The sequence below is a fragment of the Natrarchaeobaculum sulfurireducens genome (assembly GCF_003430825.1).
GTDB lineage: Archaea > Halobacteriota > Halobacteria > Halobacteriales > Natrialbaceae > Natrarchaeobaculum > Natrarchaeobaculum sulfurireducens.
In genome coordinates this window covers 29,043-44,256 of sequence record NZ_CP024045.1, presented here as the reverse complement: position 1 = coordinate 44,256, position 15,214 = coordinate 29,043, and the positions used below count along the sequence as shown (strand labels likewise).

Genomic DNA, 15,214 nt, shown 5'->3' with positions numbered 1-15,214 from the left:
GCAAATCGAAATGCCGTAAGACTGCGTCCAGGCTTATTGAAAATGCCGTAAGAACGCTGAGACGCCCGAAGTTGGTCGAATGAGAGGGATACAGCAATTGGGTACCCTAAATGTCGTAACGACCTAATAATGGACATGTAATTTGGTATAGGTGGTTTTCTTGGACAGGCTACCCCTTCGAAAGGACACCATCGATCAAGGATTGAACCACTCATTGCTTGACCTCTGGGTGGAGTGCTAATCCTGCGTAGCACCGGATCGTTTTGCCATCCCGATAGACAGTCTCACGCTCGAACTCGATATGTTCTCCGAGACGACGAGCAAACCAGTTCTTGCTCTCGACCGAGATACCGTGGTCCGATGCCCACATCTCATACGCTGCATAGACCTCATCCGGAGTAAGGGAACCTTCATCTGCAGTACAGAGGCAGGCGTCGACAAACGACGCAATCGCGGTATCAGGATCATCATACGCTTCTTCTGGGATCTCCTGGGTATCGGATGACCCGTTGACGTCTGCGTGCTGCTCGGTCTCTGCCTCCGTGAAGTCACGATCGGAATTCTGCGTTGGACTCGAGAGCCACTCATGGATGTCTGAAAGCGGGATTGTCTCACCATCGTCATAGATAACAAGTGAGGCGTCGTCAGTATCGTTCGAACTCAGTGCGAGAACAGCGTACTCACGACAATTGAAATCGACTGCTGGAAGGTCAACATCGGGAACAAATGGACGCTTGATTCGAGCCCACTCACGCTCGAACTCTGCTTTCGTATCGTACCGGTGTTTGTTCCCGTGTTCGTAGACGACAAACTCTCCGCTGGTCTGGTTATAGCTGTAGACCGCTGGAACGTCCTCCCGTGTAAGTGACTCAAATGACGTAACCCGAGTGAGTTCGTTACCGTTCTCATTGAGAAGAACGTACGAACCCTCATCGAGAAGCCAGTTCGTTCGCTTGGACCCATCAGTGAGGGGGCGTACTGCAGTGACACCTTTTCGTCGATGTGCACCGCCATCGAACGTGATGTACGTATCAGTCGTATACAGACGGACATCTCCTGACTCGAGTGTGTTAACCGGCGACGAAAGAATTCGATCGACACGGGCTGCCGTCGACAACCGATCTTGATTCGCTTCATCAGAGCCGACAACAAATAGAGGAATGTGTCCAGCTTCATGTGCTCGTTTCAGGTTCTGCAAGACCTTCACTGGGTTTTCCGGCGTCGTCGACTCAACCTCGATGTCGAAGACGTGCTCAGAGTCAGGATGTGTCGCTCGAGCATCGGGCTTTTCGCTCCCGTCTTGAGTGAATACGGTGACGGCGAAGCCGTATTCGGAGAGGATCTGCTCCACGTCCAGTAGTGCAGCATCATGTTTTTCGCCACCTGCTGCTCGAACGTGCCCCGTATCTGGCGCAGCGATGGATTCACCGTCTTCAGTAAGCCGAACGACGATATCATCCCGTTCTGAATCGAGCGTAACCTCGATTAGGTGTGATCGCTCTCGAACGTCACCAAGCTCTGCAATTGCAGGTGGATCTGCATCAACTGCTTCGAAGCGCCTCCGAAGTTCGTCGTCAACATCTGGAGCAGGTACCCATCCGTTTTCCTTCCGAACCCCGTGTTGAAGTTGGACGCTTCGAATGACCGTCGCAAGCGCTACATCAAGATCATCAGTGGGTAGGTCAAATTCATCACGAACGGCCATCGGTGTCTGAGTACTAGGCGGCGCGTCCGTTACGACGCCGTGCTCGGTGTCCGCCCGCTCATGAATCCGCTCGAGCGCGTTCTGAAACGCCTGCTTCTCACGGTCAGTCAGGGGATCATCACTCTCGGGATGGCCTGGCGGAATCGGTAGCGGAGCCAAACTGAACGGCTCCGGCCCAGTTTCACCGAACGTTGGACTCGGTAAGCGGACAATCCACTCGCCACGTGGAAGTGACCGGATCCGATTGGCGAACTCGACGGGGTCCATGTCTTCGTGCGCCATTACCTTCGCAATCTCATTGTCGACGGCAATCTTGCCGATGATTGGACTCCCGACGTCGTTCAGAACGTTCAGGTAGACCTCACGGCCGCCCTTGACGTCGAGTTGCTCGGGGAACTGCAGTGAGAGCCCCACTGAAAGCCGAAAGCTCCGTCCCTTCTCCAACAGCGTGTTCATTACGTCAGAGACGGCCAGACTCGAGGCCTCATCGATTATCAGATTGACCACGTAGTCATCCGGCTTCTGCTGCAAACCGTCACCACGCTCTTTCAGCGCGTTGTAAAGCTCCGTCAGAATCACACCCGTCATCGCCTTCGCCGAGTCATCGCGAAGCCCACTGAGGTCGAACAGAATTACCTTGCGATCATCGAGGACGTCGCGGAAGTCGAACTGCGACTCAGTGTTGTTGAACACCCGCCGGAGATGCTCGTCCTGGGAAATGTAGTCGAGGCGGTTGCTTACCCCACCCATCACCGTTGCGAAGGTATTCGAATCAAGCTGGAGCTGACGATCGATCCGTCGTTGCACCTGTGGATGATTCGAGCGTGGGGCAGCCCCTTCCTCAGGCTCTGGTGGTCCAGCCCGCCAGAGTTGGTCGACGACGTACTCGAGTTGATCGTGGGCAAAGTAATCGACGCTCTCTCGGTAGCGACCGTTCTCACGGCCATATTCGTCGTCATAGAGCGTTTTGATGAGATACTTGATGAGCGTTGGCGCGACGACTGCTCGCTCGTAGCGCTCCTCACCCATCACCATCTTCAGAATTTCCTCGTAGTGATCGGCCTTGTTCTGGACCGCGTCGACGCGCCGGACACCATTCTCGAGTTGGCGCTCGATGTTGAAGAACGCAAATCCGGGGAGTACCTCGGGAATCGGGAAATGTACGACGTTCTCCTCGAGATCGTCGACACCGAATCGACGAGCGTGGGCTTGCATGTAGTCCTCACAGAGGCCGTCGCCCTTTGCGTCGATCAGGATGATCGGCCCGTCGGTCTGCTCGTAGAGCGAGAGCTTGTCGTTGGTCAGTGATTTCGACTTTCCGCCGCCAGTGGTTGCCGCACGGACGTAATGAGTCGGAAGTAACGACGGCGGGATACAGACCGGTTCATCCTCTGTCTCACCGTTCTCATCGATCGCATATCCGATTGCCATGCCCTCTCGAAACTCGTCCATCAGATCCGGGTGTGGTCGTGGGAGCGGATTCCGAGAGCGTTGCTCAGAACGCGTACCACGGCTTCCTTCGACCGTCAGGTCCTGGGACGATGGGACGACAGTGAGATTCGCGAGCTCATCAGCGTTCAACACGAGGTCCGGCCTACATTTCCCTCGACCTGTGGCCAGTTCTCCATCGAGAATATTTTCGAGGACCGCTCGAGCACGTTTTCGTTTCATTCGATTCAACACGCCCTTCGATCGGAGTCGGTGTCCCTCGAGTTCGTAGAACGGGCCATCCAAGGCGTTCAGCGATTGAGCGAGTTGATCAAGTTGGATTTCGATACGGTCGTCCGTCTCGCCATCATCGGGCGCTGGTACTGCAACTGCTCGAGCATTGACGGTGAACGTCCGCTTTGGATGTTTAGCTTGGATCCGGTCGATTCGGTTCTGGGCTTCGGTCCCGAGATTCTGCTGTCGGTCCTCTGGGTCAATCTCGCCGATCTCGAACAGCGGGCCGATGTACCGTTGCCCAAACGTATCTCGTCCATCTCGAAGGTCTTCGATTCGCAACTCCGCGTCAGCACCCCATTCGGCTTTGCGCTGCCAGACCACCTGGAACGCAATTGGGTACTCGAGTTCGGTGAGGTGATCGATCAACGTCGCGAGTGGAGGCTGCTCAGTGTCGTACTCGGTTGGATCTGGATCCCGGTTCGCGAACGATTTGATAGTTGTCATCCAGTCGCGTTTGCGCTCGGCCCGACCGTACCACTGGACACCGATCGGCTCGACCTCCTCGAATGATGGCCGGGTGAAGATGGTCGCGGACTCTGAAGTGGACGACGTTTCTTCATCGAACGCTGAATCCCCGTCTTTAGTAGACGCGTCGGATGTGTACTCGAGGACTGATTCGTCACGTTCGATGTCGTTGGCTTCCGTCTCGAGGTTAGCCAACTCGGGTTCGTCGTCGACGATCGACCGGCCACCGTCAGTTCTCTCGACTCCGTCTTGCTCGTGGTCTACCTGTTCATCAGTGTCTGGAGACTCCAGCAATCTTCCGTCTGCAAGTCGTTCCCGATACTCGTTTTGCGTGTATTCGACTGGTTGGATGAGTTTTCGCTCAAGGTCCAGCTCACACCGCGTGATGTCGAACGTCCGCGGGTAGATCGTCTTGAGCCGTTTCTCGAGCGTCTCGAGGTGTGCTGGTTGGTCAACACCGTAGTAGAACTCGACCGGCTCGTCTTCGCCCTCACTGACAGCGAGGAATTCGAACGTCGGCGGGGCAGTATCAGCAAACGGATTCAGCCGGTCCGACAACCCACGTACATTCGGGTTCGTCAGTTTGTGCAGGCTCTCCAGTGCGGCTGGAATCTCTGTGGTGTGAAGTTCTTCAGAGGTTGGTGTCACTCGAATATACTCACGCATTGGGACGGTCACCTCCGTCTGACCACGTCAGCACCTCACGATCCGCGTCTTGCTGCTCTTTGGGCGCCGTCTCGTCTGGTCGCGTATCCTCTTCGGGTTGTCGTCCAACTTCTTCAGAGACTCCGGGCAGCTCTGTTCGAGATTGCTCTTTGGCGTCGAAGTCGATCACGTCCTTCTCCTTCTCGAGTGCGTGGACCTCGATACCTCGCCAGTCACCGTCGACGCCGACGAGCGCCTCCGAATACCCGATGTCCTCACTTCCGGGGACAGCGTCCTGTACGAACCGCATCTGTGCCGAGTTCAGCCCGAATTCGTTGGCCCAGTGCTGGTCCATCCCATCGAGATGGTGGAACTGCTTGATCGCACACTGATCGAGGATCGCCTCGGACTCAGTGTGCTGGAAGAACTCATCAACGGTCTGGGTGATCATCCGAATGGAGAGGTCGTGATGACGGTGGTGACGGAACACGATCTCGAGGTACTCGAGGCTCGCTGCATCCTGCATCAGGTACCGAGCCTCGTCGATAACGAACACAACCTCCTTGTCCGTCTCCTTCGCTCGTTCGTAGACCAGCGTGATCAACAGCTGCATGATGAGACTCGTGCTGCCGCCCAGACTGCCCTCCTGTTGGGCCAGGTCGAGGTAGATGACTTTCTCGTCGCGAAGGTCGAACTCGGTCGGTCGCCCAAGATTTTCGTAGCGGCCGTCCTCTGCAAAGGACCGGAGCTGGTCGATCAGCCACGTTGCATCCGACTCGATCTTTCTGGCCTCTTCATCGGTTCTAACCACGAACCCCTCTGCATTGTCGACCATCTCCTCGAGGATATCGAGGACGTCTCGCATCGTCGGGCTCTCGTTATCGTGTGTCGCGATGTCGTCCGTAATTCCCTTTCGAGCGTACGCTTCTTCGATGGCCGTCTCGAGTGTCGTTCGTTTATCGCCGAGTTGGATGCCACGGAGGGCGAAGTAGTTCGAGAGGAAGCTCATCACGCTGTCAAGCTTTTCTCGATACGGACTCGCATCCTCACCCATCGCTCGCTGGATCCGCTCCGGTGTCGGCTTGATCTCGAGTGGGTTCAGTCCCATATCGCCACCGACCGTAATCCGCGTTCCACCGAGGGCTTCGGCGACGCCAGCCCAATTGTTCAGTGGCTCGAGGATGATCCCAATTCGATCCTCGCTTTGTTCGATCGAACGGATGAAGTTCTGCTTCGCACCAAACGACTTTCCGGAGCCAGGATCGCCGATGGTGAACATTGCGTACCCGTTTTCGCGAGCGAACGGATCGATCACGACGGGACTTTCGTTCTTCCAGTGGGTTCCAAACTCCACACCGCCGTCCTCGAGAATCGTCGCGTTATGCGGTGAGGCGAGTAATGCGCCAACGGCGCCACCGAGCGAGATCGCTTCGCGGCCAAACGGATTCGATCCGATCGGGGCCGCAGCCTGGAGTGCAAGATACTGCTTACAGATCGCCGTCTTCGGTGAGAGACCGGCGGGCTGCTCGCGAAGGCGGCTCCGGATGATTCGAACTGACTCTCGAAGTGCTTCCTTGGTATCTGCTCTGACGGTGACGAACATCCCCTGATCGAACACACGGCTGCCGTTCTCGACCGCCTTGTACGTCGATACTGCTTCGTTGGCCCGCTCCTGCAGGTACGCACCGCGAACGCTTTGCTCGAGGTCCGCATCGATCTGGAGATCATCCGCGACTCGCTGGAGTTCGTCACGGGCTTTCTGCTGATTTTTCGGTGTGATATGGACGGTGAGATCGAACTCGATATCGGTCAGTTCGAACAGTTCGTTCAGGTAGCCGTCTTTGGGGTAGTCGGGATAGTCGGCAATGTACAGCGTGGACGTCCACTGCTCACCGACCTGTGCAGCTCGCGTCTCCCACGTGATCGCCGATGGAGCAACAGCACTCTTGTGCCGTTCAGCAATATCCTCGAGGAGCTCTCCTTCGACGTCACCGGCCTCGAGTGTCTCCTCGTCCAGGAGGGCTGAGAGGTCGACTTCTTCCTCATCGTCGTTCGCTCGGTCCCGATAGGTCTTCACGCCAACACCGAGGAGGACACCAACCAGAACCAGCCCTGCAACGATGTGAGTCGGCTCGAGTGACGCGAGAGACTGCTCGAGATCGGTGACAGAGACGCCGCCAACAGAGAGTGGGCTACTCATCGTCCACCCTCCGTTGGTGACCGATAGCAGGCTGTTCGCGAACGGCGTCGCTCGCGTCGTCGTAATCGTGCTCTTCGCCGTTCCAGAAGTCCATCGCGAGGACGAACAACTCGACTGTACTCAGGCGACGAGCCGACCATCCGGGTGCGTTCTGGACCAGTTCAGTCTGGACAGCCCGACAACGACGGTCGAGTTTGTCGAACATCTTGGCCCGAACTTCTGCGTCGCTCAGATCCTCACGACGAGTTACGAAGGGGTTGAACAGAAACCCGATAACTGGTAGCGTCGTCAGTTTCTCAGCGGGCGATTGTTCGTCACGATATCGGTTGTAGACCTCAAGGGGATTGACCTGAACACCGATAAAATAGCGAATCTGCTGAGCGCCGTCGAGATCTCGAGGACGTTGCTCGCGGTACTCTGCTAGTAGTTCCTCGAAAATCGGGTTCTCAGAAACGTCTTCGTCCTCGAGTCGCTCATCGATCTGTGTGATCAGGTCCTCAACGGGGAACGACCGGGTCGTCGCATGGAACTTCAGATTATAATCGAGCTCTTTGTTTGCGAATTCGGCGGCGACATCCTGAACGTGGACCCAGTCGCCGCTCATCGCGAAGTCCATATTCCCCGGATCGATCTCGAGAAACGCCTCCATCGTCCCATCGGCACGCTGGACGGTTCGTGCACCGGGCCACGCTCGCTCGATAGTGGTTAGATCCTGCGTTCGCTCGTCCGGTGCGAAGGGAGTGTAGTTGACCAGTCCGCCTTCGTTCTTCGTCGAATTCGAATGGTTGTGGGCGTGTTCGTCCTTTTCGGGGACGCTGTATGTCACTCGAGGGCGTTTGCAGTAGTGTCGATAAACATCAGTGAGCCATGTTGCAGCCGACAGATGCGACGGGCTGGCGTAGACGGATGCCACCCCGAGAGCAACACCACCCAGTACAAGTGGGAAGACGAGTGCGTCGATACCACTGAAGCCACCAACAAGCAATCCCGCAATCGGGAATCCGAGGAGGACATAGACGTCACCCTCGTCGACGTTGACGATCGGAACGCGGTTCTCTTCACCTAGTTCGTCCATAATTCGTCGGGAAGCTGCTTCTCGATCTGCCATGGTTAGTAGTATCCAGGATCGTTCTCTGTGCGACGGTACTGTGGAACGCCCTGCTGGCCGTAGGCGTCCGACACGACGTTGTCGTGAGCTGTTCCACTGGTTCCACCCGAACTCGAGTGGCCACTACTCGATTGAGCACTGGAGGCACGACGCTGCCCACTAAGTCGCTGGCCGGCGACCTGCCATGCGGCTGCTTTCGGTCCCCAGCGAGCGGCCGTTGTAGCAGCCAGCGGCCCAGCTACCTTCGCGGTTCCAATTGCTGCTCCAACGGTGACTGCGCTTTTCGTGGCACCACCGATAACCTTCGCCGTCAGCGGACTCGCATAGGCGAAGAGCTTCCAGATCAAGACGAGCGCAAAGACCGGGAGTGATGCCCCAACCAGGTAACTCAAGAAGGCGCTATCTGGTGCAAGTGAAGATTCTGCTCCGGTACCAAAGAGAAGATCATATCCGCGAAACAAGATCGCAACCGGGAGTGGCATAATCGCCAGCGGAACGAATTTAATAGCGATTTGCTTCGTGATACGAGAGACGACGGGAAGATACCCGTATGCAACCGCGATTGCGATCGGCATGGCGTACAAATAGATGTACAAGAGGATCTCTCGGATGAAGAACAGCGCCTGTAAGATCCACATCGCAATAGCGCCAATCGCAGCTAGCAACAACGCCAGCGCGGGATTCGAAATTGAGACCTCTAGAAAGTCTAGAAGTCCATCGATAAGTGCATCAACACCAGGTACAAGGGCTATTGTGAAACCGTTCACGAGATAGAGTACAAGAACTGCGACCCAGTACCACGTCACAATCAGAACTGCTCCAGTCCACGCTGATCGTCGAGCCTTGCGAGCCTCATAGATGCTCCCAAAGTTGAAAATGCGAATTGTGTGACGACCTTGGACGAAGATCACAAGCAAGAGCAGCGATAATAGCATGATCTCGCCAGTGACAAGTGAATTATGCAAATCCACCCAAGGCATGTTCGTTGGCTGGCCAAACACAAAATCCCCATCCGTTTCGGGAACAGGTGTTCCAAACAACTCCTCTGTGAGATCGTTATATCCGTCTACGAGACCCTCTTGAAACCACTCAATAACCGTCTCAACGATGTCTTCGAACCACCGACGACCAAACTCGGTGAGTGACATAGGATTCATCATCTACGTCACCTCAATCTCAATATCACATTCAACTAGATTTTCGCCTGTGTATGAGACCTCGTACGTCTCTGCGGTCACTTCATCCGACACTTCAGTCTCAATAGTTACCTCAAACTGTCCGTACTCGGTTTCAGGTGTACAGTCTACTCTCTCTGATGCTGATGAGAATGGCCTCCGTTGACTATAGAGGGTTACCTCTTCGCCAGCAGGAATCACAACAGCATCTGCATGACCACTGAAATCGCTCTCCATGTCATAAATTCCACTTTCCTCGTACTCGTCCTCATCCGGTGTCTGGCGGGGAATTTCGCCATCAAATGCAAGACGGATAGCAGCCTCTGGTCCAGTCCCATGGTTCTCGAGTGTGAGAATAGCCTCACTTCGAATTTCACGATCACTCGCACCCTCAAACATCTCATCTGGGTGGTTCCGACCAAGTCGAAGGTCGGTAATGCGAACATCTGGTTCAACCGTCACTGACTGCGTTGTCTGTTCGTCACCGTTCTCGAGCGCGACGACGTCGTACTCACCGGGTTCGTATTCAGTCCCGATTTCGATCGTCTCACGATCGACACCGGCTGCAATGGACTGTTCAGCGAACGCCTCTCCGTTCGGATCGATCACGTTCACCTGATCGACCGACGAGTCCTCGGTGAATTCGAGGACGAGTTCGGTTCCCTCGACGAAGAGATCCTCAAAAATCTCGTCATCATCGAGGCTATCCGCTCCGTTCTCTGAACCTCCGTTCTCGGAGCCGCTAAGGCACCCACTCACGGCGACAGCTGCGCCGGTCACGATTCCACTCAGGACGGTACGTCGGGTTGTGTGATTGTGTTGAGTCATGGATTGTGTTCGTCTGGGATGTGAAGGAACGAGCCGAGTTTCAGACCTGCATACAGCGCGACCACGAAGGGGATCGAGAGCCAGAGGACATCGACAACAAGTGTGAACCAGCCATTGGCCGTCGTCAGTGGATGCCACGAGACACTCGCCGTATCCCCAACGTACGCGGGGTCGTGCGTCCGCCACGAACCGGGATGGTACTCTGCGGTGTGGATTCCGGGCTGGGTTAGAGTGACTGTCGCACGACCAGATTCGTCCGTCTCGACGCGCTTGTCAGCGATTGTGATGTAGCCGTCACGGGTCTCGACACCGATCGGTGCAAACCGAGGGTCATCCTCGAACGGCTGCTCAAGCATGATCGGATCGCCAGACTCGGCATCACGAAGTTCGATCTCGAGCGTTGCTGCGGACTCGTTTTGCTCGCGAACCTCGACCGAGAGCTCACTCTCATAGATATCACGCTCGGTCCCATCGTCCGGTTCGACGAGTTCAGCAGTCGTGCCTCGGACGATCCCCTGCACTTCGAGATAGTCGGGATCAACCGTATCGTGGCGAATCGCAAGGCCATACGAGCGAGTGTACGGTTCGTCGACGATATCGACGTCGACGTTCTCGTGGACGGTCGTGTTCGGTGAGGCACTCTCTGCACCCCACGTCTCTTCGATAGCTGGCCCATCACGGATCGGATCTGCACGTGGCCCGGTCTCTGATGGAAACGCTCGCACGTACACCGGCAGGGCAGCAGCGTCGACTACTTCTCGATCAGTGGCCGACGCGTGAACGAGCGAATCCCAGTCGGTGTCTCGAGCTGTGTAGTACCGCCAGACGCCTCGGACCCTGGCCTCATCATCTTTCGTCAGAGCGTAGCCGTGCCATGGCTGTGACTGATAGATCGCGACACCAGCGTCGCCATCCGGATACTCAGCGTGATAGACGGTTGCAGTGAGATCGTATATCTCGACATCGAGGTCGCTCGAGACGGTGAGGGTATCTGTCTCGAGTTCGGTTCGCGTTACGGTTCGATTCCCGACTCGCTCCGTAACTTCCCGCTCGAGGCGGACCTCGATATCTGCCTCAACTGTGAGCGTCGACGAACCACTCCCATCGAGAGTATACTCGAACATAGGCGTGTGTTGGCCATCTTGTGCAGCAATGACGTCGCCGTCCTGCTTCAGTCGAACCTCGTCGAGGTCGTGTTCAAGAAGGGACCACTCGATGGTTCGATTGCCATCGACGTCATCATCCGGAACACGAACTCGATAATCTACGAATCCTCGGAACTCGCCTTCAGGAGCAACGTATAGCGGCGTTTCGTTCTCGTCTTTGTGAACAATCGTCGACGGCTGAACGGCAAACACGGTTGCGTGGGCGTCCGCGATCCCGAGTGAGTCCTCCGTCTCAGCGGACTCTGGATACACGGACGTGTCACTATCACCGGGCTCGAGTGACTCGAAGTCGTATGCAGTCCAGGTTTCCGCTGTATCTGGGGGCTCTGCAAACGTGATATCGGTGCAGTTCCCAAGCGCGTGAAGGTCGGTGCGGTTCTCGCCGTAGCGGTCGTAGTACTCCTCGTCACTGAGACACTCGTTTGGCTCCTTCGACCACAGCGTAGCTGTCTCGTTCTCATCGAGATCGGTATCATCGGTGCCGGGTCGCGGTGGATGGTCGGCACTCACGAGACCAACAGCGGCAACGAAACCACTGATGATCAGGACAATCCCGAGGGTGAAGGCCAACTGACGCATTCGAGGGCCGTGTTGATGGGCGTGTTCAGCTGGGAGACGGCGTTACCAGGGGACCAGATCAACGCACTCAGCGAGGGGGAGTCCCATCGTCGAACCAGCGACTGTGTACAGGGGACCGAGTACCAGCAGGATCACTGCTGATTTCAGCGCGGTTCGTTTGTGCTGTTTCAGCCCCTTCTTCTGCTCAGGATTCACCGTGAACATTTCAGCGAGTGAATCGGCCTGCCAGACAACGACCAGTCCAACGATTCCGAGCGCCGTTGTGATCTGGAAGAATCCCGAAATCATGCCTGGCAGTTGCTCTGCCTCGCAAACAACGTCGTCTTGAGCGACGACCGGTTTGATTGCGATGAGACTGAACAGAACCACTACAAGGGCGAGCTGGCGAACGAAACGCCCTTGAATGCGGTCAGAGGTTGTTTGCGCTCCAGTCGAGTCCGTATTGCTATGGGGGTTGTTGGTCATCGTTGATCACGTTGGGGGATGCCAGATTTGGCTACGCTAGTCTGTTCTGGTTGACCGAGTTGAAGCCACACTGCCCTCTACGAGACGCTCTAGGTCATCGATCCGATTCGTTTGCTCGAGAACCTCTTCGAACTCGTAACCTTGTTCTTCTGCCCGCTTGAACAAGTCGCGAAACTCGTGTGGATCGATGTCACGAACTCGCATTTCTTCTTTGAGCGCCTGTCGGAAGAGGGCTGACGCGTTAATGTGGTCGTTCCACTTGAGGAACAACTCGTCAATCTCTTCGAGCGTTATTGACCGTGATTGCATAGGGCATCTGGAGGGATGATCGGGGGTGAATCACGATACCTCACCAGCCAGTATTGATCCAGTATACATAAAATTTCCTGATAAAATAACCAATCAATATGAGACATCAAGATCCACATCAGCAATCGTAGATTCGAGAGGATAATCCCCGTATTCAACTGCAAAATCAACTGGTAGTCCGATAAGCAAGACGTATTCACCAGCGGAGAGGTCGATCGATCGCGAAGCGTGATTCACTTCCCAAAGAGATCCTTCCTCGTAATACCGATATTCTCTCTTGGCCTCAAGAGCACGAAACTCATGACCGTCCAATAGCACTGTTTCAATCGGTGGCCCATCGAGAACCTCGATTGAGTACTGACACTGCCCTGGTTCCTCAAGAGCAAAAAAGAGTGTCTCATAGGATCCCGGCTCAATTTCAATTCGATCTGAAAGAGTAGTCTGCCGGCGTTCTTGTTTGAGGTGGTGCCAGAAGCTAAGGCCAAAGACGAACGCAACGAAGTTCCACCAAGCCATATTGAGATCTGACCTTTCGATCATATTTAAATTCAATCTATGGAGAGGTAGTGAATTACCATATTAGAGTAGAAGAAGCAGTCAGTTCTGCCTTCAGTGGATTTACTGCCAGATGAATCGTTCCGAGGACAGTTCCAGATAACGGTGGCGAGAAGTTGCTTAAAGAGTATCTCTTGAATTACCCCACAAGTTACAAGATGTTAGATCGTGTGGGGTAACTATGAGTGCCGCCCCAGTGAAACCAGACCCACCAGAGCTACCTGCATATGTACTGGATCCCCTCGAGAGCCAGTCACCAAAACGGCTCGAGTTGATCGCCGAGTATGCAGCTAACCTAGCAACCTGGAAACGAGCAAAACAAAGGCACGAACTCGAACAAAAACGAGATGAAGATGAAATTGAGGAAGGTGAACTCAAGAATCTTGAAGATCGTGAAATCTCAACAGACCCAAAAGATTACGAGAAAGTTCCCACAGGTGGCGCCTATATAACTATCAAAGAAACAAAGCCGGGCTATCAATACTATTATTGGCAGTGGCGAGACGGAGAGTCCTGGAAGAATGAGTACATTGCACCAGTAAATCCAAAATAGGTGTTCAACCAATAGCAGAGGAATAGAAGCTAGCAAATGAGAAGGAACAACCAGTAGGGGATGTAACAGAGATCGACACCTTCATACTCTACGACAAGTGAACCAGACTTCGTCACTTCCTTTGGCAAGCTATCGGTGATGATAAACCGATAAGGCGCTTCATAATTGAGATCGCGAAGTTCTTCCCCACCGGGTATCGGATGTTTCCCAACGGATGGGTCAAATTCTGCTGCGATTTCGTCGGCATTTCCAGCATGTGGATGGTAGGAGAGAACGAACGGGACAACTAACCCATCCTCATTGTGGAGGATGTAATCGACCGTCCCTGACTCAGTTTCGAAGTATTCGACCTGAGGATCCTCGTCACCTGAGCCGCCAACCCTCCACGCCAGTCGTTTTGCATGGTCGAATGCGACGGTTCGAGCTAGCTTATACTCGAACTCGTGATTGAGTGACCGGGTCTTCTCGTATGTTTCAAATCCGTGGTGCTCCTGACGCTGAGACAGAAGTACAACGTGGCGCGGATTCCGGAGATAAAGTCGAGTACGACGGTGACGTTGAAGTGAGAAGTCGTGGGATTCCGAAACTGAGAGTCCGTCATCCAGCACGGATAAGTACGAATCAACAGTCCGACGGTCAACCTCTAATTGATCACTGATGTCCGTATATCTGAGTTCATTCCCTGCCTGGCTCGCAGCTAATGAAGCGACCCGATGGAGGTTCTCTGGTCGTTGAATCGATTCATACTCTGCGAGTTCCTTGTAGAGATACAAGAGGAGATGAGATCGGATAAGTTCGTTTTTCACCGGGGTTTCCTTAGCGCGTAGGAAGATTCCCCCTTTCTGCAGGTACTCACGAGCGGCCTCATACAGCCCATCTCGTTCAACATCCGAGAAAACCTCAAAGTAAAGCTGATTCAACGAAGCGACTGCGTCGTCCAAGTCATCCGATTCAGACAAATTACTACGAACATCCTTTATCAGCGACTCACCATCCATACTCCTCGTTTGATGAGACTCCACTCGAAGAGCAAAATCAGAGTCTGTCTCGATTAACGCAGAATCATCATATGCCCCCTGCTTGATTGTGTCTATGAACTTCATCGGCAACATCGGTCGAGGATAATTGAGTTTGGGCTCGCTCGAAGCCGAGATACCACGCAGATCGACCTGCGATTCTACAATACCGGTCAGCAGTAGATAGGTATCATCGTCTACGAGGTCCAGAAGCGCACTCTGTTCATTTTCATCGAGTCGTAGAGCACCGATATCGTCGAGGATGATGTACTTGCGGCCTCGGCGGGGAGCCACATGGGAACGGAAGTAGTCGATAACGTTTTCTAATTTTTCCACAGCACTGCTCGAGGGTTCGAGATGGTAGAGAGAATCCTCAAGAGGAACATAGAGGATCTGACGTGGATCAATAGACCCAACGATATCTAAATCACGGTGTCCTGGAGAGAATTCGACAATGTCTGAATGAAGGATTGCAGCGATGAATTGTTGGAGAAGCGTCGTCTTCCCGATTCCGGTTGGCCCATAAATTGGATATACGAGACTCTTGGTTCCGTTCTCTCGCTCCTCGTCAATTGACTGAAGAACCTTGAGCAAATCCGATCGAGGGTCTAGAGAAGCGGTTTCCTCTAACTCAGATAATGAACCAGCATCTGTATCCCACCATTCGTTGTGCCATTCAGCATCTGCAATGAAATCAGAACCATCAGATGGGTCTGTCAT

General features: G+C 54.4%; 11 protein-coding genes. 1 reads left to right on the top strand and 10 read right to left on the bottom strand.

Annotation, left to right across the window (positions count from 1 at the left end):
• Positions 1-211 precede the first annotated feature (211 nt).
• The 9 genes from AArc1_RS00140 to AArc1_RS00100 all read right to left on the bottom strand — a co-directional run bounded on the left by AArc1_RS00140 (position 212) and on the right by AArc1_RS00100 (position 12,886).
• Positions 212-4,561, bottom strand: a complete 4,350-nt coding sequence (locus tag AArc1_RS00140) for an ATP-binding protein (protein ID WP_117362365.1) — start codon at positions 4,559-4,561, stop codon at positions 212-214.
• On the bottom strand, positions 4,554-6,740 hold the full coding sequence (locus AArc1_RS00135; protein WP_117362364.1) for a VirB4 family type IV secretion system protein: 2,187 nt from the start codon (positions 6,738-6,740) through the stop codon (positions 4,554-4,556). Before AArc1_RS00135 ends, AArc1_RS00140 begins: the two co-directional genes overlap by 8 nt.
• On the bottom strand, positions 6,733-7,815 hold the full coding sequence (locus AArc1_RS00130; protein ID WP_228442296.1) for a hypothetical protein: 1,083 nt from the start codon (positions 7,813-7,815) through the stop codon (positions 6,733-6,735). Before AArc1_RS00130 ends, AArc1_RS00135 begins: the two co-directional genes overlap by 8 nt.
• A gap of 35 nt (positions 7,816-7,850) precedes the next feature.
• On the bottom strand, positions 7,851-9,005 hold the full coding sequence (locus tag AArc1_RS00125) for a hypothetical protein (RefSeq protein ID WP_186336579.1): 1,155 nt from the start codon (positions 9,003-9,005) through the stop codon (positions 7,851-7,853).
• A 3-nt stretch (positions 9,006-9,008) separates the two neighbouring features.
• On the bottom strand, positions 9,009-9,803 hold the full coding sequence (locus tag AArc1_RS00120; RefSeq protein WP_133412305.1) for a hypothetical protein: 795 nt from the start codon (positions 9,801-9,803) through the stop codon (positions 9,009-9,011).
• A gap of 44 nt (positions 9,804-9,847) precedes the next feature.
• Positions 9,848-11,596 (bottom strand): hypothetical protein, encoded by a 1,749-nt coding sequence (locus AArc1_RS00115; RefSeq protein ID WP_228442295.1) that lies wholly within the window; start codon positions 11,594-11,596, stop codon positions 9,848-9,850.
• Positions 11,597-11,638: 42 nt separating this feature from the next.
• Positions 11,639-12,061, bottom strand: a complete 423-nt coding sequence (locus tag AArc1_RS00110) for a hypothetical protein (protein WP_117362361.1) — start codon at positions 12,059-12,061, stop codon at positions 11,639-11,641.
• 36 nt (positions 12,062-12,097) lie between these two features.
• Positions 12,098-12,370, bottom strand: coding sequence for a hypothetical protein (locus tag AArc1_RS19215; protein ID WP_117362360.1), 273 nt, complete (start codon positions 12,368-12,370; stop codon positions 12,098-12,100).
• 93 nt (positions 12,371-12,463) lie between these two features.
• The gene (locus AArc1_RS00100; protein WP_117362359.1) at positions 12,464-12,886 is read right to left on the bottom strand and encodes a hypothetical protein; all 423 of its coding nucleotides are present in this window, start codon (positions 12,884-12,886) and stop codon (positions 12,464-12,466) included.
• Positions 12,887-13,106: 220 nt separating this feature from the next.
• Here AArc1_RS00100 and AArc1_RS00095 point away from each other — a divergent pair, with 220 nt between their 5' ends.
• On the top strand, positions 13,107-13,478 hold the full coding sequence (locus tag AArc1_RS00095; RefSeq protein WP_117362358.1) for a hypothetical protein: 372 nt from the start codon (positions 13,107-13,109) through the stop codon (positions 13,476-13,478).
• 29 nt (positions 13,479-13,507) lie between these two features.
• Here AArc1_RS00095 and AArc1_RS00090 read toward each other — a convergent pair whose 3' ends face one another.
• The gene (locus AArc1_RS00090; protein ID WP_117362357.1) at positions 13,508-15,214 is read right to left on the bottom strand and encodes a DUF4143 domain-containing protein; all 1,707 of its coding nucleotides are present in this window, start codon (positions 15,212-15,214) and stop codon (positions 13,508-13,510) included.

Excerpts from the sequence above, each read along its gene's own strand:
- AArc1_RS00140 (WP_117362365.1), bottom strand. The coding sequence starts at position 4,561 with ATGCGTGAGTATATTCGAGTGACACCAACCTCTGAAGAACTTCACACC.
- AArc1_RS00135 (WP_117362364.1), bottom strand. The coding sequence starts at position 6,740 with ATGAGTAGCCCACTCTCTGTTGGCGGCGTCTCTGTCACCGATCTCGAG.
- AArc1_RS00130 (WP_228442296.1), bottom strand. The coding sequence starts at position 7,815 with ATGGACGAACTAGGTGAAGAGAACCGCGTTCCGATCGTCAACGTCGAC.
- AArc1_RS00125 (WP_186336579.1), bottom strand. The coding sequence starts at position 9,005 with ATGAATCCTATGTCACTCACCGAGTTTGGTCGTCGGTGGTTCGAAGAC.
- AArc1_RS00115 (WP_228442295.1), bottom strand. The coding sequence starts at position 11,596 with ATGCGTCAGTTGGCCTTCACCCTCGGGATTGTCCTGATCATCAGTGGT.
- AArc1_RS00110 (WP_117362361.1), bottom strand. The coding sequence starts at position 12,061 with ATGACCAACAACCCCCATAGCAATACGGACTCGACTGGAGCGCAAACA.
- AArc1_RS19215 (WP_117362360.1), bottom strand. The coding sequence starts at position 12,370 with ATGCAATCACGGTCAATAACGCTCGAAGAGATTGACGAGTTGTTCCTC.
- AArc1_RS00100 (WP_117362359.1), bottom strand. The coding sequence starts at position 12,886 with ATGGCTTGGTGGAACTTCGTTGCGTTCGTCTTTGGCCTTAGCTTCTGG.
- AArc1_RS00095 (WP_117362358.1), top strand. The coding sequence starts at position 13,107 with ATGAGTGCCGCCCCAGTGAAACCAGACCCACCAGAGCTACCTGCATAT.
- AArc1_RS00090 (WP_117362357.1), bottom strand. The coding sequence starts at position 15,214 with ATGACAGACCCATCTGATGGTTCTGATTTCATTGCAGATGCTGAATGG.